Genomic DNA, 14,637 nt, shown 5'->3' with positions numbered 1-14,637 from the left:
GTTTTTTACCATTTACTAAATTTTTCTCACTAAATTTAGGCAGAAAATTTATGCAAATTCGCCCCCTTTGCCAAAAGAGTGAGGCATTTAGTATCGCTGGACCGCTTATGCCCCTATGTGTAAAAAGCAGGTCACCACTAAATTTATGGCTCTCGTTTTTGCCATTTATCTCCACGTCCGCGCTTAGACTAACACCGCTAAGCTCTTTAAACCAAAACTCGTCTTTTTGCACGCTAAAGCCAACAAGGGCAGGCGCGAGAAGTGAGAGCTCAAGGCCAAATTTGCTTGCTATCTTGTAGCCAACATCGCTTGCACCAAGGGCTTTGTAGCTTAGTCCGCCACTTGCGATGACTAAATTTCTAGCTCTAAATTTCTCATCTTTTGTCAAAATTTTAAAAATTTCATCTACTTTTTTAGCGCCGATAACCTCTTTGTTATAAAAAATTTCTGCATTTTGCCTTTTTAAAAGCAGGCTCAAAACACTCTTTGCGCCGTTATCACAGAAAAATTGATTTTGCTTTTGCTCGCTAAATTTAAGCTCACTAAAAAATTTCAAAACTTGATCAGGGCTTAGTATTTTTAAAATTTGCTCTATAAATTTTTGCTCGCCAAGGTAGTTTTTGGCGCTTACAAAGCGGTTTGTGATGTTGCATCTGCCGCCACCGCTTGCTAAGATTTTTTTGCCAGCGCTGCTGTTTTTCTCTAAAATGGCAACCTTTTTGCCCTTTAAATTTGCCCCTAAAAAGAGCCCGCTAGCGCCAGCACCAACGATGATGACGTCGTAGATCAAAACTTCAAGCTCTCTTTTAAGGCCTCCTCGCTTGTTAGGCGAGAGTCAAATTTGATCACTTGATTTTTCTCGTTTTTGTAATAATCCACCACGCCTTTTTGGTTGTTTAGAAGCTCTAAATTTAAGCTCGCTTCTGGGCTTAGATAGATATTTTTAAAAATTCTTGGGTCATTTAGGCTAAATAGCAAAACAAGCCAAATCACGCAAAGCACCACACAGATGGTGGCTAGCGTTTTAAAGTCAAAGGCGTGCATGATATATCCGCCAACAGCGCCCCCAACAAAGCTGCCAAAGTAGCCAAATGAGTTAAAGATGCCAAGAGCGGCGCCTTTTTGTGAGGATTTTACAAATTTTGTCGCGGTTGATTGCATGATTGGCTCGTGAAGGTTAAAACCAACAAAAAATATTGCCACGCCAAGCACAAAGACAAAGAGCGTAAAGCTCAAGGCAAAAATGGTGTAGGTTATGGCAAAAAGCAGCGTGCCTGCTATCAAGATGACCTTGCTAAGCCCCTTGCCATCGCCCAAAGCGCCAGCTAACCCCATAGCCAAAAAGCCAAGTGCAGCGCCAAGCGCATAGACCTTGTAAAGCTCGCTGCTCTCATAGCCATACTCTTTTACCAAAACGATAGGGATCACCAAAAATGCGATGCTTGTGAGCATCTTTTGCATAAAAGAGGTGAAATTTATGATCATATAGTCTTTTTGTAAAAAAAGCTTGCCAAATGGCACCTCCTGGGCCTTTGCGCTCACTTTTATCTCTTTTGGCACGACGGTGTAGAGTAGCACCACGCAAAGTAGGCTAAGTGCGGCGCTAAAGTAAAAGAGGCTTGAAAGTCCGTAGTCTTTGGCAAGTAGCGGTCCAAGCACCATTGAAAGCGTAAAACTAAGCCCTATAAAAGCGCCCATTATCGCCATGGCTTTTGAGCGATTTTCTTCAGCCACAAAGTCGCTTATCATCGCTGTTGCCACAGCTCCCACAGCTCCGATGCCTTGCAAAAACCTACCAAATAGCATAGTGTAGATGTCGCTTGAGAGAGCACATATGATAGAGCCTACCACAAAGACCAAAAGGCCTATGGTTAGGGCTTTTTTGCGGCCGATCTTGTCTGAGAGTGCGCCAAAAGGTACTTGAAATATCATCTGTGAGATCGCATAGACGCCTACTATTAGCCCAACTAAAAATTCGTTTGCGCCCTCTAATTTTAGGGCATAAAGGCTAAGCACCGGTAGGACTATAAAAAGTCCAAAAAATCTGCTAGCTACGATAAAAGATAGTGGCAAAACGCTTTTTAACATAAATTTTCCCTTATTTTTAACAGGACTAAGTTTATCATTTTAACACTAATTTAAATTTAAAAATTTAATCTACTTTTTTGTAAAATACGCCCAAAAATCAAGGAGTTTTGCGATGAAAATCGTGCTTGCGACATCAAATTTAGACAAAGTAAAAGAGATAAAAGAGTTTTTAAAAAGCTATGAAATTTACGCTCTAAGCGAGGTTGTAAAGCCATTTGAGATCGTTGAAGATGGCAGCACTTTTCAGCAAAATGCGCTCATAAAGTCAAGAGCCGTCTTTGCAAAGCTTAAAAAGCAGGGACTTGATAGCGAGTTTATCTCGCTTAGTGATGATAGCGGCATTAGCGTGGATGCGCTTGGTGGCGAGCCAGGGATCTACTCAGCGCGCTACTTTGACCTTGATGAAAATGGCAAAGTGTGCGGCAAAAACGCAAATGACGCAAACAACAGAGCAAAGCTAATTAGCAAGCTAAAGGCGTTAAATTTAAAGAGCTCACTAGCTCACTACACCGCTTGTATCGCCATTAGCTCAAAATTTGGAGATTACACGACGCATGGCTTTATGTATGGCGAGGCGATTAGCCAGGAGCGCGGCAAAAACGGCTTTGGCTACGACGCACTTTTTATACCAAATGGCTTTAACAAGACGCTTGGCGAGCTAGATAACGAGACAAAGCTTAAAATTTCTCACCGCTCAAAGGGGCTGGAACTTGCAAATTTTGTGCTAAAAAGTCTAAAGAAAAACTACAAATAAGAGCAGTTTATGAAGAAAATTTTACTTTTTATATTTCTTGCTTTTGGTATTTTGGCGGCGAGCGAGTATAGGGCGCTTGAGCATAAAAGCATAGTTTATAAAGATGAAAATGGCAATGGAAAGATCGACTACATCGCACTTTTTAAGGCAACGGACGAGCTATATATCTATGCAAGAGCATATCCTTTGAAATTTAAAGACGAAGAGCAAAAGAAGGCGGCGTTTAGCGACCTTTTGAAGGTGGAAAAAATTTTTGATTTTATGGATAGTGAGGGCTTTAGTAAGAGCTTAGGCGGGCAAGAAGGTGAGTATTTTAAAATTTGCCAAGCCAGGATCCACGTGATGAAGCATAACTTTGACGTGCAGGGCGAGGCTAAGAAGGCCGATAAAATTTACGGCGAGCTTATAAATTTGATGCCAAATAATGGGGAAATTTATGCTGAATTTGCTGACTTTTTAGCAAATTCTAACCGCCTAGAGCTTGCAGAGCAAAACTACGATAAGGCGCTAAATTTAGGCGTAAAAAGGGCAAATTTAGGCCTTGCACTAGTAAAGCTTGCTAGGATGGATCAAAAAGGTGCGTTGCCATACTTAGAAGAGTATCTAAAAAGCTACGCAGACGATGAGTTTGCCAAGATGCTAGCAGGCTCTATAAAAGAGGGCACGCTAAAGGTAGAGCCCTAGTTAAGCTCCTTTAGCCCCTTGCTGGCTCGCTCCAAAAGACCAAGCGCACGAGGGTTTTGCTCCTTGCCTTTTAAAATTTCAAGCACTTCTTTGTAGTTTTTGGCGGCTTGATCTTTTCCATCAAGCTTTGCTAGGTCGTTAGCGACCTCTATTAAAAGCTCTGATCGCACAAGCTCGTTATTGCTTAGATCTGGCGTGATATCAAGTAAATTTAACGCTAAAATGTGGTTTTCGTAGGCTTTTGCAAAGTCATTTTTCATGTAGTAGGTGCTGCCGATGGACTTTATGCAAAGCAGCTCGTCACGCATCGGCGTATTTGAGTTGGTGTCATAAATTTTTTGAGCTTCTTGAAAATTAGCAAGCGCTTCGTCGTATTTGCCTAGCGCCTTTTTTGCTGCGCCTATGTTTTGATAAGAGCGAGCTAGTAGCAGTTTGTCACTAACGTTTGCCACGAGCTCTAGGGCTTTTTGCGAGAGCTCTAGTGCCTTTTGAGGCTCTTTATTTACCATGCAAATGCTGGCGCCATTTATGAGCGAAGTGATCGCCTGCTCGGTGTTGCCCTCTTTTAAGCAGACATCAGTCGCTTGCTCGGCTAATTTTATGGCTCTCTCCAAATTTCTATCACTTTTATAAAACTCATTTACGCTCTCTTGCACCAGCTCGTCGCAGCTACTTGCAAAGAGGCAAATAGGCGCTAAAAATGGCAAAATTTTCTTCATCTTTTTACCTTTAAAATTTGGCTCATTTTACCTTTTGAAGCTAGAAATTTATATTAACTTTGCTAAAATCACTAAAATTTTAAGGAGCCAAAAATGTCAAATATCTTAATCATTGGTGCAGGCGGCGTTAGTCAAGTCGCAACCGTAAAATGTGCGATGAACTCGGACGTTTTTACAAATATCACCCTAGCAAGCCGCACAAAAAGCAAGTGCGACGCGATCGCTAAATTTATAAAAGATCGCCTTGGCGTGCAGATAAACACCGCGCAAATCGACGCTGACGACACAGCTGCCGTGGTGGAGCTCATCAAACAAACAAAGGCTGATTTGCTTCTAAACGTCGCACTGCCATATCAAGACCTAACGCTCATGGACGCTTGCGTAAAGGCTGGCATACCTTACATCGACACCGCAAACTACGAGCACCCAGACACCGCAAAATTTGAGTATAAGCTTCAGTGGGCGAAGGATGGTGACTTCAAAAACGCTGGCACCATGGCGCTTCTTGGCTCTGGCTTTGACCCAGGCGTGACAAACGTATTTTGTGCCTATGCACAGCAAAATTTATTTGACGAGATCCACGAGATCGACATCCTAGACTGCAACGCTGGCGATCATGGATATCCATTTGCGACAAATTTTAACCCAGAGATAAATTTACGCGAAGTTAGCGCAAATGGTCGCTACTGGGAGGCTGGCAAGTGGATCGAGACAAAGCCGATGGAGATCATGTTTAAGTGGGACTACCCAAAAGTTGGCGTCAAAGATAGCTATCTGCTCTACCACGAGGAGCTTGAAAGTTTAGTTAAAAACATCAAAGGACTAAAGAGAATTCGCTTTTTCATGACATTTGGGCAGAGCTACCTAACTCACATGAAGTGCCTAGAAAACGTGGGAATGCTCCGCATAGACGAAGTCGAGCATAATGGCATGAAAATCGTGCCGATCCAGTTTTTAAAGACGCTTCTGCCTGATCCTGCGAGCCTTGGCCCACGCACAAAAGGCAAAACAAACATCGGCTGCGTGATACGTGGGCTCAAAGATGGCAAAGAGCGCCAAGTCTATATATACAACGTCTGCGACCACGAGGCTTGCTACGCCGAGACAGGCGCGCAGGCTGTTAGCTACACCACAGGCGTGCCAGCGATGATCGGCTCGCTAATGGTCGCAAAAGGCATATGGAGCGGCAAAGGCGTCTTTAATATGGAGAATTTTGATGCAAAACCTTTCATGGACGAGCTAAATAAGCAGGGGTTGCCGTGGGAGGTAATTGAAATGAAACCAGGAGAGAGATACGAAGTTTAAAATTCAGACTCTTTAGGCTTGTCTTTTTCTACTTATACTTCGTTGGTTTTAAATTTTGCTCGGTCATTACCCACTCGGTAACTCCCGTCACAAAATTTAAAACCGTCTCGTCTAAGCGAAAAATACTTCACCTAAATTTATTAAATTTAACCACTAAATTTTATCTCTCCTTTTTGGTTGCAAGCTATTTTTCACAACTCTTTTACAAATTTTCAAATATAATAAAGTCAAAATTTAAAAGGAAATTTTAGTGCTAACGATAGAAAATTTATATATTTTGGTGGCAGCTCTTGCGCTTGTTTGCGTGATACTAGCAGCTTTTTTGATAAATGCAAATTTGAAAAATGCAAAACAAAGAGAAGCTTTAGAAAATTTACAAGATGAGCTAAAAGATAGCGAGCGGCTAAATATCGAGCAAAGAGCAAAGCTTGAAGCAAGTAGCGACAAGATAAATGAGCTAGCTAAAAATTTAGACGAGTATAAAATTTCGCTCAAACAAAAAGATGAAAAAGAGGACGAGCTAGAGCGCGAACTAAGGCGTCTAAATGAGGAGCTTGGCAGCCAGACAAAGATGGCTGAGATGGCAAAGTCGCTATCTTTAAATTTACAAAACGAGCTTGGTGCAAAAGAGGATGAGCTAAAAAGATCAAACGAGAGTGAAAATGAGCTAAAACGCGCTATCGTCGCACTAAAAAGCGAGATCGAGGCAAAAGAAAACATCCTAAGGTCACAAGAAGAGAATTTAAAAAAGGTAAAAAACGAGCTAAATTTAGAGTTTGCAAACCTTGCAAATAAGATATTTGAAGAAAAAAGCGCAAATTTCTCAAAAAACAGCAAAGAGTCGCTTGAGCTCTTGCTAACGCCACTGGGAGAGAAGATAACAAGCTTTGAAAAGAGGGTAAATGACGCCCACAGCGACTCGCAAAAGAGCGCAGGCGAGCTTAGCGCGCAGCTTAAAGAGGTGGTCGAGCTTGGCAAAAATATGTCAAAAGAGGCAAACTCGCTAAGCACGGCGCTAAAAGGCAGCAACAAGGTCCTTGGCAACTGGGGCGAGATGCAGCTTGAGCGCACACTGGAGGCTGCTGGGCTAGAAAAGGGCACGCACTACGTAACGCAAGAGAGTTTTGATGTGAGCGGCAAGAAGCTCATACCTGACTTTGTCATAAATTTCCCAGACGATAAACAGATGATAATAGACAGCAAAGTCTCGCTCCATGCCTACGAAAAGGCAGTCGCGGCAGCTGACCCGGTGCAGAGCAAGCTAGCCCTTAGCGAGCACATCGCTTCGATAAAAAAACACATCGACGAGCTAGCTAAAAAAGACTACTCATCGCTTGTGAAAAGCCCTGATTTTGTGCTGATGTTTGTGCCAGTTGAGCCGGCATTTTTGGAGGCTTTGAAATTTGATCCAAATTTATTTAACTACGGCTACGAGAAAAAAGTGGTGCTAGTCTCGCACACGACGCTCATGCCGCTACTTCGTGTGGTCGCAAATTTATGGCGCATGGAGCATGGCAACAAAGAGGCAAAAGAGATATTAAAGAGTGCAAATGAAATTTATGAGAAATTTTGCACCGTCGCTGAGAAGCTAAATAGGCTTGGAAACTCGGTGAGATCGGTAAATGATAACTTTAATGAGGTCGTTAAAAGCGTGAGCGGTCAAGGCGGGCTTGATAGCAGGCTAGAGAAATTTAAAAAGATCGCTCTAAATCCCAAAGATACGCAGGTAAAAGAGCTTGAAGCAAGACCTAGAGAGATCTTGCTAGCTAGCTCTAAAGAGTAAATTTAGAAATTTAGAGCAAAAGTTTTTTAGCAGGCGCCAAAAAGCCTTTAAATTTAGTGATGCATGTGCATATTAGTTGAGTTATCTTCACTCATATTTTGCATCATCATCTTGTGGTGATCATGCATTGGCATATCTGCTGGCATGTTCATTGGCATATCCATCTGCATATCCATCGCGCCATCATTAGCTTTGTAGCCTGTTATGGTAGGATCAACCATACCAAATATCATAGCGACGTGTCCGACGATCAAGAAGAAGATAAGCAGGCAAAAGTGAAGCTTTAGCTTTGCCTTTTGGCTTGCATTTTTATATATCAAATTTAGCTCTAAAAGCGCGATGCCAAGAAGTGGGATAACGCCTATGAGATATGAGTAGATAGCGATGACATCGGCATATCCGCGCCATTTTATGGTTGGATAAATTTTTGCTAAAAAGTAGATCACAAGAGCTGTAAAATAGACCCCAAGCACTATGCCAACAAATTTGCTAACGGCCTTAAAGCCAGCGTTTTTGCCGCTATCCATGTGATACATCGTGAAAAACTCCATCGCCACTAAAAGCTCCGCAAGCCCCATAGGTATCACCATGTAGAGGATTAGATTGTAAGGTTGATCGAGCGATAAAAGCTCCATGTAGTGTGTCATTACCATTGTAAATCCTTTGTAAAAATTTAAAGAAATTTACTACTAAAGGGCTAAGATAGTTAAAAAATATTAAGAATAGTTGTGAGATTTAAGCGGATGTTAAATTTACTCCTAGCTAGGCTAAGAGTAAATTTAAGCTAGTCTTTAAACTCGTGTGAGATGACTGGGGAGAATTCCTCCCAGTGAAGCTTAGTTTTAAAAGTTGGCATCTTGCTTTGATAAGGCTCTTTTTTAAGCGCTGCAACCGCGACGCTATCGCCTTGTGGCTTGGCTGGTGCCTCTAGGCTTAAAACGGCTCTTTCAAGCTCGATGAAGTCTTGCAAGATGAGCGCATACGAGCGGAAGAAATTTGCACTTTTATGAGCTAAAACGAGCGAGCCAAACTCATCTATAAATAAATTTAAAGTCTCGCTAAAGAGCTTGTCGCTGATATTTTTTGCGCCGTTAAATTCGTCATTTAAAAACGTAGCCATCGCCAGAAATATAAAGCCAACGTAGTCCTCGCTATCTTTGCAAAGCTCCTTATCACGCCTATATGGGCTAAGGTTTAGGCAGTGTATCACCCTAAGTCTAGCCGCGCCGTTATCTCTGCCCTCTTCATAAAATGAGGCGCTTAAAGGGATATTTGTAAAGCCAAAAAGAACCTCATTTTGCTCATTTACAAGCTCTTTAAAGCTAAATTTTTCTAAATTTGCAAATGCCTCCGCGCTTTGCTCGCTCAAAGGATTTTGCGCTAGGTAGCTTAGCTGCTCTCTCCACCTTGCAAATTTCTCATCGCTCGTGTGAAAAAATAGCGGATAAGCTAAAAATTCGTAAAAATATGCCCTTGCTTTTGTGATGTTCTTATCCATTTAATAAATCCTCTCTCATCGCGTTTAGTTGGGCTTGCACCATGATCTTTGCCTTGCAGTCAGCACAGCAGTAAAGAGCTTTTATCTTGGCTCTGTCGTTGCCAAAACGTGGCTGCATGATCGCTGCGATCTTCTCTACCGCCTTTTTGGTCGCAAACTCTTTTCCGCACTCCACGCAAGCAAATAGTTCATCATGCGCAAGCTCGCTATAAACGAAGCTCTCAGGCTTAAGTGCTAGCTTGCCGACCTCAAGTGAGATGGTATTTTTCTCAGCGCAGCTTAGCTCGCAGTAGCCACAGGCGGTGCAGACGCTTGGGTTAAATAAAATCGAATTTGTCTTCTTATCAGCCACCAAAGCGCTTACGTTACAAGCTCCAACGCAGCTAAGGCAGAGCGTGCAAGTTTCAGCGTTTATCTTAACCTCGCCATATCTTATCATCTCGCCGCTTTTTACGACGCCAAGATCATCACCACCCACGATAAACTCAAGCCTTTTGGCAAAAATTTCTCTCTTTGGTAGCGCATATTCGTTAATTGAGTGCTGAGAGCCAGCTATTAGTTTTGCTTTTTTAAGCGCACTTTCAAGCTCAGCCTTGTCTTTTGCGTGGTGTATCGCTTGCTCTTTAAATTTAAGCTCATAAATTTGATTTAATATGCTAATGGCGTCCTTTTCACCCTTTCCAAGGCTCTTGCTATATAAAATCACACTCGCGCCACTTTCTTGAAGAAGCGTCAAAAAGTGTGTTTGGCTTAGTAGATGTGGGGCTAGGATGACAAAAGGTAGGACATTTTGCGGTAGGCTCACGCTAAGCTCTTCTAAATTTATCTCTTCAGAGACGATGAGTGGGATCTTGTCCTTGTAAAGCTTAGCGATTGTGGCAAATGAGCTTTGTGGCATGAGCGTTGAGTCCAGCGAACCGCTAGGGCAGACGCTGATGCAGTTTCCGCAGTTTGTGCAATCTATCGCTGAAAAGACCAGGTGCTTTGTCTCGTCCTCTTTTAGGATAGCAACCGTTGGGCAAACCTCGGCGCAACGTCCGCAAATTTCAGTCCTGCGCTCGTGATACTGGCAGATTGATGAGTCGTATTGAGTAAAGCTTTTGTATCTAAATTTTGGGCTTTTTGCATTTAAAATTTCAAGCACTTTTTCATCTTTTAGTCCTGAAATTTCGTAGCAGCCGCTTTGCTTTAGCATATAATCCCTTGCGTTTTCAACCAAGAAAAAGTCACAATCAACCTCAAATTCGTCATTTGCTCTAAGCACCAAAACGCTTAGCTCGCCAGCTGCGCCGTATATAAATTTGACTTCAAAGTGCGTAAGCTCGATCACTTTGTAGCCATTTTCTTTTAGTAAATTTGCTAGCTCTTCGCGGCCTGAGTTGCTAACAATGATGACATTTTTGCCGACCTCTTTTTCGTAATCCACATCCTTTGCCATGTCAAAAGCGCTCGCTCTTGCCTCGTAGAGTAAAAGGGTATTTTTGGCTTTTTCTAAGACGCTTGCGGTGGTGTTTTTCAGGTAGAAATTTATCTCAGGTGCGACGACATTTGCCTTTAGCTTTGGAGAGTTTGAGACTAGATAGTCGCCATTTTCGTTGTTGATCTCTATCTGCTCGTTTAGCATCAAAGCATCGTCAAAATCGTTATAAAAGCCAAATTCTTTCATTGTTTCTCCTATTATCAAAAACGGCCTTATTCTAATATTAATGGGATTAATAGACTCTGAAATTTATATCCTCTTTTTTTGCTCTAAGTTTTAATTTATAATATTTTTATGTTAAAATCACGGCTTGGTAAAACTAACTTACTAGGAGCGCAAATTGAACGATTTAAGAAATATCCCACAAGTTGATAAGATCATAAAAAACGAAGCATTTTCGGGACTTGACACGAGTTTAGTCACTATGCTTGCAAGGCAAATTTTAGATGAGGTTAGAGCCAAAATTTTAAATGAAAATGCTAGCTTTGAGAGCGAAGAGATAATAAATTTGATCCTAGATGAGTATGATAAATTTAACGAAGCTAGCCTTCAAAGGGTGCTAAATTTAACCGGCGTTGTCATACATACAAACCTCGCTAGAAGCGTCATTGATAAAGAAATTTTAAGCCGTGCGACACCTGTTATCACAGGATACTCAAACCTTGAATACAACCTAAAAACAGGCAGCCGAGGCAACAGATATGACTACGTTGGCTCGCTAATAGCAAGGGCCTTTGGTTTTGAAGACGCCATCGTTGTAAATAACAACGCAAGCGCTGTTTTTTTGGTGCTAAACACCTTTGCAAAGGGCAGGGAGGTAGTCGTTAGTAGGGGCGAGCTAGTCGAGATCGGCGGTAGTTTTAGAGTGCCAGAGGTGATGGCAAACGCAGGCTGCATCCTAAAAGAGGTCGGCACGACAAATAAAACTAGGCTAAAGGACTACGAAGAGGCAATTAATGAAAATACGGCGATGCTTGTAAAGGTTCATCGCTCAAATTTTGACATCGTTGGCTTTAGCGAAGAGAGCTCAGCAAATGAACTAAGCGAGCTAGCAAGCAGGCAAAATTTGATAGATTATTTTGATCTTGGCAGTGGATTTTATGGAAATTTACCATTTAATCTCGACAAAAACGAGCCAGATCTAAAAAATTTAAAAGATGTTTCGTTAGTTAGTTTTAGCGGCGACAAGCTGCTTGGCGCGGTGCAGTGTGGCATCATTGTTGGCAAAAAAGAGCTCATCGCAAAGCTTAGAAAAAACCAGCTTTTAAGGATGCTTCGTGTCGATAAAGTGATCATCTCGCTTTTGGCTGAGAGCATGAAAGCCTATCTAAACAAAGAATTTGAGCTAATCACAACGCAAAAACTACTTCACAAAAGCGTAAAAGAGCTTGAAGGCTTAGCAAATTTTATAAATAAAAGCCTAAAAACTCCGCTTGAGATAGTGCGAACTTCTACCTTTGTAGGAGGCGGTGCTATGCCAAATAAAAAGATCCCAAGTGTGGCTTTGACATTTAGTGGTGATGCAAATTTAAATGAGCTAAAATTTAGGCAAAAAAAGGTGATCGGACGCATAGAAAATGACAAATTTATGCTAGATCTCAGGTCGCTTCTTGATGAGGACGTAGAGACGCTAATAAAAATAATAAATGAAACGGAAGAAAAATGAGTTTAATAATAGGAACAGCAGGGCATATCGACCACGGAAAAACCGCGCTTATAAAGGAGCTAAACGGCTTTGAGGGGGACAATCTTGAAGAGGAGAAAAAGCGTGGTATAACGATCGATCTAAGCTTTTCAAATTTAAGCAAAAATGATGAGAATATCGCATTTATCGACGTGCCAGGGCATGAAAATCTCATAAAAACGATGATAAGTGGCGCATACGGCTTTGACGCGTGCTTGTTTGTGGTGGCGGCAAATGACGGGCTTATGCCCCAAAGCTTGGAGCACCTTGAAATTTTAAATCTTCTTGGCGTGAAATCTGTGATCGTAGCGCTTACAAAGTGCGATCTCGTTGATGAGGCCACCATAAATTTAAGAAAAAAAGAGATAAGAGATGAAATTTCTAAATTTAAAAACCTGCAAATTTTAGAAATTTTCGCCGTTAGTATAAAGGATAAGGCAAGCACTGATGAACTTAGAAACTATCTCTTTACGCTAAGAGCCAAAAAGCGCGATGAGGAGGGCGTTTTTAGATACTACATCGATAGGGTTTTTAGCCTAAAAGGTATCGGAAATGTCGTAACTGGCACCGTTATAGAGGGAAGCGTTAGCAAAAATGAGAAGCTTTTTAACTACGACGCTGGCAAAGAGGTGCTAGTAAGAAGCGTGCAAAGCCACGATGAATTCGTAGAGCGCGCAGGTGTTAGCAGCCGTGTGGCGCTTAATCTAACAGGTATCGAGCTTAGCGAGCTAAAAAAGGGGCAGCTACTTAGCAAAAAGGGCTTTTTTAGGGGATTTAGAGAGGTTGATGCGGTCGTAACTGCTAAGAATTTGATACATTCACAAAGCGTGACCTTTTGCGTGGGTGCTAAAAACGTGCCCGCAAAGGTGCTAATCCTTAGCCAAAAAGATGATAGCTACTTCGTGAGCTTTAAATTTCAAAGCGATATGTTTTTGAAATTTGACGAGGCCTTTGTTCTTATCTCAGATGCGCGTGTGATAGGCGGTGGTAGGGTGCTAAATCCTGTGCTTGAGCCACTAAAAAAAGCTGGTAAAATTCTCTTTTTAGCCTCGCTTTTAAAGCATGATTTTGTAGAAGCCTTTTCTATACTTAAAGAAGCCCACAAAAATGGCTTTGGCATCATCTCTTCTTATCAAAGATTTAGTCTAAATCACGAAGAGGCCGTAAATGTAGCCAAAAAAGTCTCAAACGTCTTTGTCGATGAAAAGGCTTTAAATATCTACGATCTAAGCGCGGTTGAGCGGATAAAATCAGCCATTAAATTTATGATAGAAAAGAATGAATTTGCTGTCTTTTCAGCTCAAAGTATCAGTCTAAAACTTGCTTGGGCTAGCCAAAATTTAGCCCAAAAAGCACTTGATGAGCTTGAAAGTATAAATTTAATCTCTAAAGATAGTGGCGTCTATACCAAAAAAGGCGTTGATCTTAGCAAGCTAAAAGTAAGGCTTGAAGAGAAAATTTATGAAATTTTAGAAAGTGGAAAGCTAGCCCCAACTGCGCCATATAATATATATGATGAGTTAGAGATCGATAGAGTTAGCGGCGATAATGCCCTTAAAAAACTAACCGCAATGGGCAGGGTCATAAGGCTAGAGCATAACCTTTTTATCACTAGAAATTCGCTCAAACTAGCCCTTGATAAGCTGCGAGTCATCATAAAAAATCAAGGCTTTGTAAATGTCACAAACGCCAAGGATGCACTAAATTTAAGTAGAAAATATATAATCGCCTACCTTGAGCAACTTGATCTTGAGAGTGACATAATGAAGCAGGGAAATGATAGGGTTTTTCGCAGTTAGTATTCATTTACAAAAAGCAAATATAATCCGCCAAATTTTTAAAAAGGATAAAAATGAAAAAAGTGATCTTAGCCTCAATCATCGCGGCAACTAGCCTAATGGCAGCAAGCGATAAGCAAATAGAGGACTTCTACTCCCAAATGGTTGATAGCAGCGTAAAAGTAAAGGTAGCTGACCGTCACAAAGTTGCAGGCGACATCGAAGCTGTCGTTGTGAAGTTAAGCAAAGATGGCAACTCACAAGATGAGATTGTTTTTACAAAAGGCGACTTCATCTTCCCAGACGTGATTGATCTAAAAGAGCAAAAATCATACCTAGCTGAAGTGAAAAAAGAGGTCATCGCAAATGGAATTTCTAAAATTTATAAAGATGAAGACAAGGCAAACATCATCGTTCTTGGCAGCGACCCTAAAAAGCCAACTATCATAATGTTTTCAGACCCTGAGTGCCCATACTGCAGAGCTGAGCTAGCAAAGATCGAGACAACGCTAAAAGATAGCAACGTTGAGATCGTCCTAACTCCAGTGCATGACATCTCATCACTTCAAAAAAGCTCGCTAATCTACAAAGATGCAAAAGCTGCTAAGAGTGACAGCGATAAGGTTAAAATTTTAAGAAAATACTACGCTGAAGACTACAACGTAGATGATAAGAGCGTTAGCAAAGATGATGTCGCAAAGATCGATAATCTCCGCAAAAAATACTTTGCAGCTGGCGTTAGATCAGTGCCATTTATCGTAAATAAAAGCGATCTAAAATAACATTTTCTAGGGAGCTCTCCCTAGAATTTCTACTACAAATAAATTTCATAAATTTAAAGTATATTTAACTATATTTTTAATA

At 41.3% G+C, this 14,637-nt stretch carries 13 protein-coding genes; 7 read left to right on the top strand and 6 right to left on the bottom strand.

Annotated features, from left to right (window positions below):
* The coding region (locus F3G98_RS06805) for an aminoacetone oxidase family FAD-binding enzyme (protein WP_149726075.1) at positions 1-790 on the bottom strand (790 nt) is incomplete at its 3' end.
* The gene (locus F3G98_RS06800) at positions 787-2,088 is read right to left on the bottom strand and encodes an MFS transporter (RefSeq protein WP_149725929.1); all 1,302 of its coding nucleotides are present in this window, start codon (positions 2,086-2,088) and stop codon (positions 787-789) included. The genes F3G98_RS06805 and F3G98_RS06800, both read right to left, overlap by 4 nt.
* 112 nt (positions 2,089-2,200) lie before the next feature.
* Between F3G98_RS06800 and F3G98_RS06795 the strand changes: the two genes are divergently transcribed.
* A complete protein-coding gene (locus F3G98_RS06795) occupies positions 2,201-2,842 on the top strand; it encodes a non-canonical purine NTP pyrophosphatase (RefSeq protein ID WP_149725928.1) in 642 nt (213 codons plus the stop codon).
* 9 nt (positions 2,843-2,851) lie between these two features.
* Complete coding sequence (locus F3G98_RS06790; RefSeq protein WP_103607784.1) at positions 2,852-3,526, top strand: hypothetical protein; 675 nt, start codon at positions 2,852-2,854, stop codon at positions 3,524-3,526.
* Here F3G98_RS06790 and F3G98_RS06785 read toward each other — a convergent pair.
* Entirely contained in the window at positions 3,523-4,245 is a 723-nt protein-coding gene (locus F3G98_RS06785) for a tetratricopeptide repeat protein (protein WP_103607785.1), read from the bottom strand. The genes F3G98_RS06790 and F3G98_RS06785 overlap by 4 nt on opposite strands.
* Positions 4,246-4,338: 93 nt before the next feature.
* On the opposite strand from F3G98_RS06785, the gene F3G98_RS06780 reads away from it, so the two are divergent.
* Positions 4,339-5,550, top strand: a complete 1,212-nt coding sequence (locus tag F3G98_RS06780) for a saccharopine dehydrogenase family protein (protein WP_021088295.1) — start codon at positions 4,339-4,341, stop codon at positions 5,548-5,550.
* A gap of 250 nt (positions 5,551-5,800) precedes the next feature.
* Positions 5,801-7,333: a DNA recombination protein RmuC gene (locus tag F3G98_RS06775; RefSeq protein WP_103611951.1), complete on the top strand. Its 1,533-nt coding sequence runs from the start codon at positions 5,801-5,803 to the stop codon at positions 7,331-7,333.
* 53 nt (positions 7,334-7,386) lie between these two features.
* Here F3G98_RS06775 and F3G98_RS06770 read toward each other — a convergent pair whose 3' ends face one another.
* The 3 genes from F3G98_RS06770 to F3G98_RS06760 all read right to left on the bottom strand — a co-directional run bounded on the left by F3G98_RS06770 (position 7,387) and on the right by F3G98_RS06760 (position 10,497).
* Positions 7,387-7,986 carry a DUF6803 family protein gene (locus F3G98_RS06770; protein WP_103611950.1) on the bottom strand — a complete coding sequence of 200 codons (600 nt, stop codon included), beginning with the start codon at positions 7,984-7,986 and terminating at the stop codon, positions 7,387-7,389.
* Between the two features lie 131 nt (positions 7,987-8,117).
* The gene (locus F3G98_RS06765; RefSeq protein ID WP_149725927.1) at positions 8,118-8,831 is read right to left on the bottom strand and encodes a TorD/DmsD family molecular chaperone; all 714 of its coding nucleotides are present in this window, start codon (positions 8,829-8,831) and stop codon (positions 8,118-8,120) included.
* On the bottom strand, positions 8,824-10,497 hold the full coding sequence (locus F3G98_RS06760; RefSeq protein ID WP_103607789.1) for a 4Fe-4S dicluster domain-containing protein: 1,674 nt from the start codon (positions 10,495-10,497) through the stop codon (positions 8,824-8,826). The genes F3G98_RS06765 and F3G98_RS06760 overlap by 8 nt, the downstream gene beginning before the upstream one ends.
* Before the next feature lie 154 nt (positions 10,498-10,651).
* Between F3G98_RS06760 and selA the strand changes: the two genes are divergently transcribed.
* From selA to F3G98_RS06745, 3 genes are read left to right on the top strand one after another with little or no spacing between them, the layout of a single operon-like run.
* Positions 10,652-11,977 (top strand): L-seryl-tRNA(Sec) selenium transferase, encoded by a 1,326-nt coding sequence (gene selA, locus F3G98_RS06755; protein ID WP_103607790.1) that lies wholly within the window; start codon positions 10,652-10,654, stop codon positions 11,975-11,977.
* Complete coding sequence (selB, locus tag F3G98_RS06750) at positions 11,974-13,794, top strand: selenocysteine-specific translation elongation factor (protein ID WP_103607791.1); 1,821 nt, start codon at positions 11,974-11,976, stop codon at positions 13,792-13,794. The genes selA and selB overlap by 4 nt, the downstream gene beginning before the upstream one ends.
* 53 nt (positions 13,795-13,847) lie before the next feature.
* Positions 13,848-14,555, top strand: coding sequence for a thioredoxin domain-containing protein (locus F3G98_RS06745; protein WP_103570494.1), 708 nt, complete (start codon positions 13,848-13,850; stop codon positions 14,553-14,555).
* The last annotated feature ends 82 nt before the right edge of the window (positions 14,556-14,637 follow it).

It is taken from the genome of Campylobacter concisus (genome assembly GCF_902460895.1).
GTDB classification, from domain to species: domain Bacteria; phylum Campylobacterota; class Campylobacteria; order Campylobacterales; family Campylobacteraceae; genus Campylobacter_A; species Campylobacter_A concisus_BC.
This window is presented reverse-complemented; position numbering and strand designations above follow the sequence as displayed.

Coding starts and splice junctions, on each gene's coding strand:
- F3G98_RS06800 (WP_149725929.1), bottom strand. CDS start 2,088: ATGTTAAAAAGCGTTTTGCCACTATCTTTTATCGTAGCTAGCAGATTT.
- F3G98_RS06795 (WP_149725928.1), top strand. CDS start 2,201: ATGAAAATCGTGCTTGCGACATCAAATTTAGACAAAGTAAAAGAGATA.
- F3G98_RS06790 (WP_103607784.1), top strand. CDS start 2,852: ATGAAGAAAATTTTACTTTTTATATTTCTTGCTTTTGGTATTTTGGCG.
- F3G98_RS06785 (WP_103607785.1), bottom strand. CDS start 4,245: ATGAAGAAAATTTTGCCATTTTTAGCGCCTATTTGCCTCTTTGCAAGT.
- F3G98_RS06780 (WP_021088295.1), top strand. CDS start 4,339: ATGTCAAATATCTTAATCATTGGTGCAGGCGGCGTTAGTCAAGTCGCA.
- F3G98_RS06770 (WP_103611950.1), bottom strand. CDS start 7,986: ATGGTAATGACACACTACATGGAGCTTTTATCGCTCGATCAACCTTAC.
- F3G98_RS06765 (WP_149725927.1), bottom strand. CDS start 8,831: ATGGATAAGAACATCACAAAAGCAAGGGCATATTTTTACGAATTTTTA.
- F3G98_RS06760 (WP_103607789.1), bottom strand. CDS start 10,497: ATGAAAGAATTTGGCTTTTATAACGATTTTGACGATGCTTTGATGCTA.
- selB (WP_103607791.1), top strand. CDS start 11,974: ATGAGTTTAATAATAGGAACAGCAGGGCATATCGACCACGGAAAAACC.
- F3G98_RS06745 (WP_103570494.1), top strand. CDS start 13,848: ATGAAAAAAGTGATCTTAGCCTCAATCATCGCGGCAACTAGCCTAATG.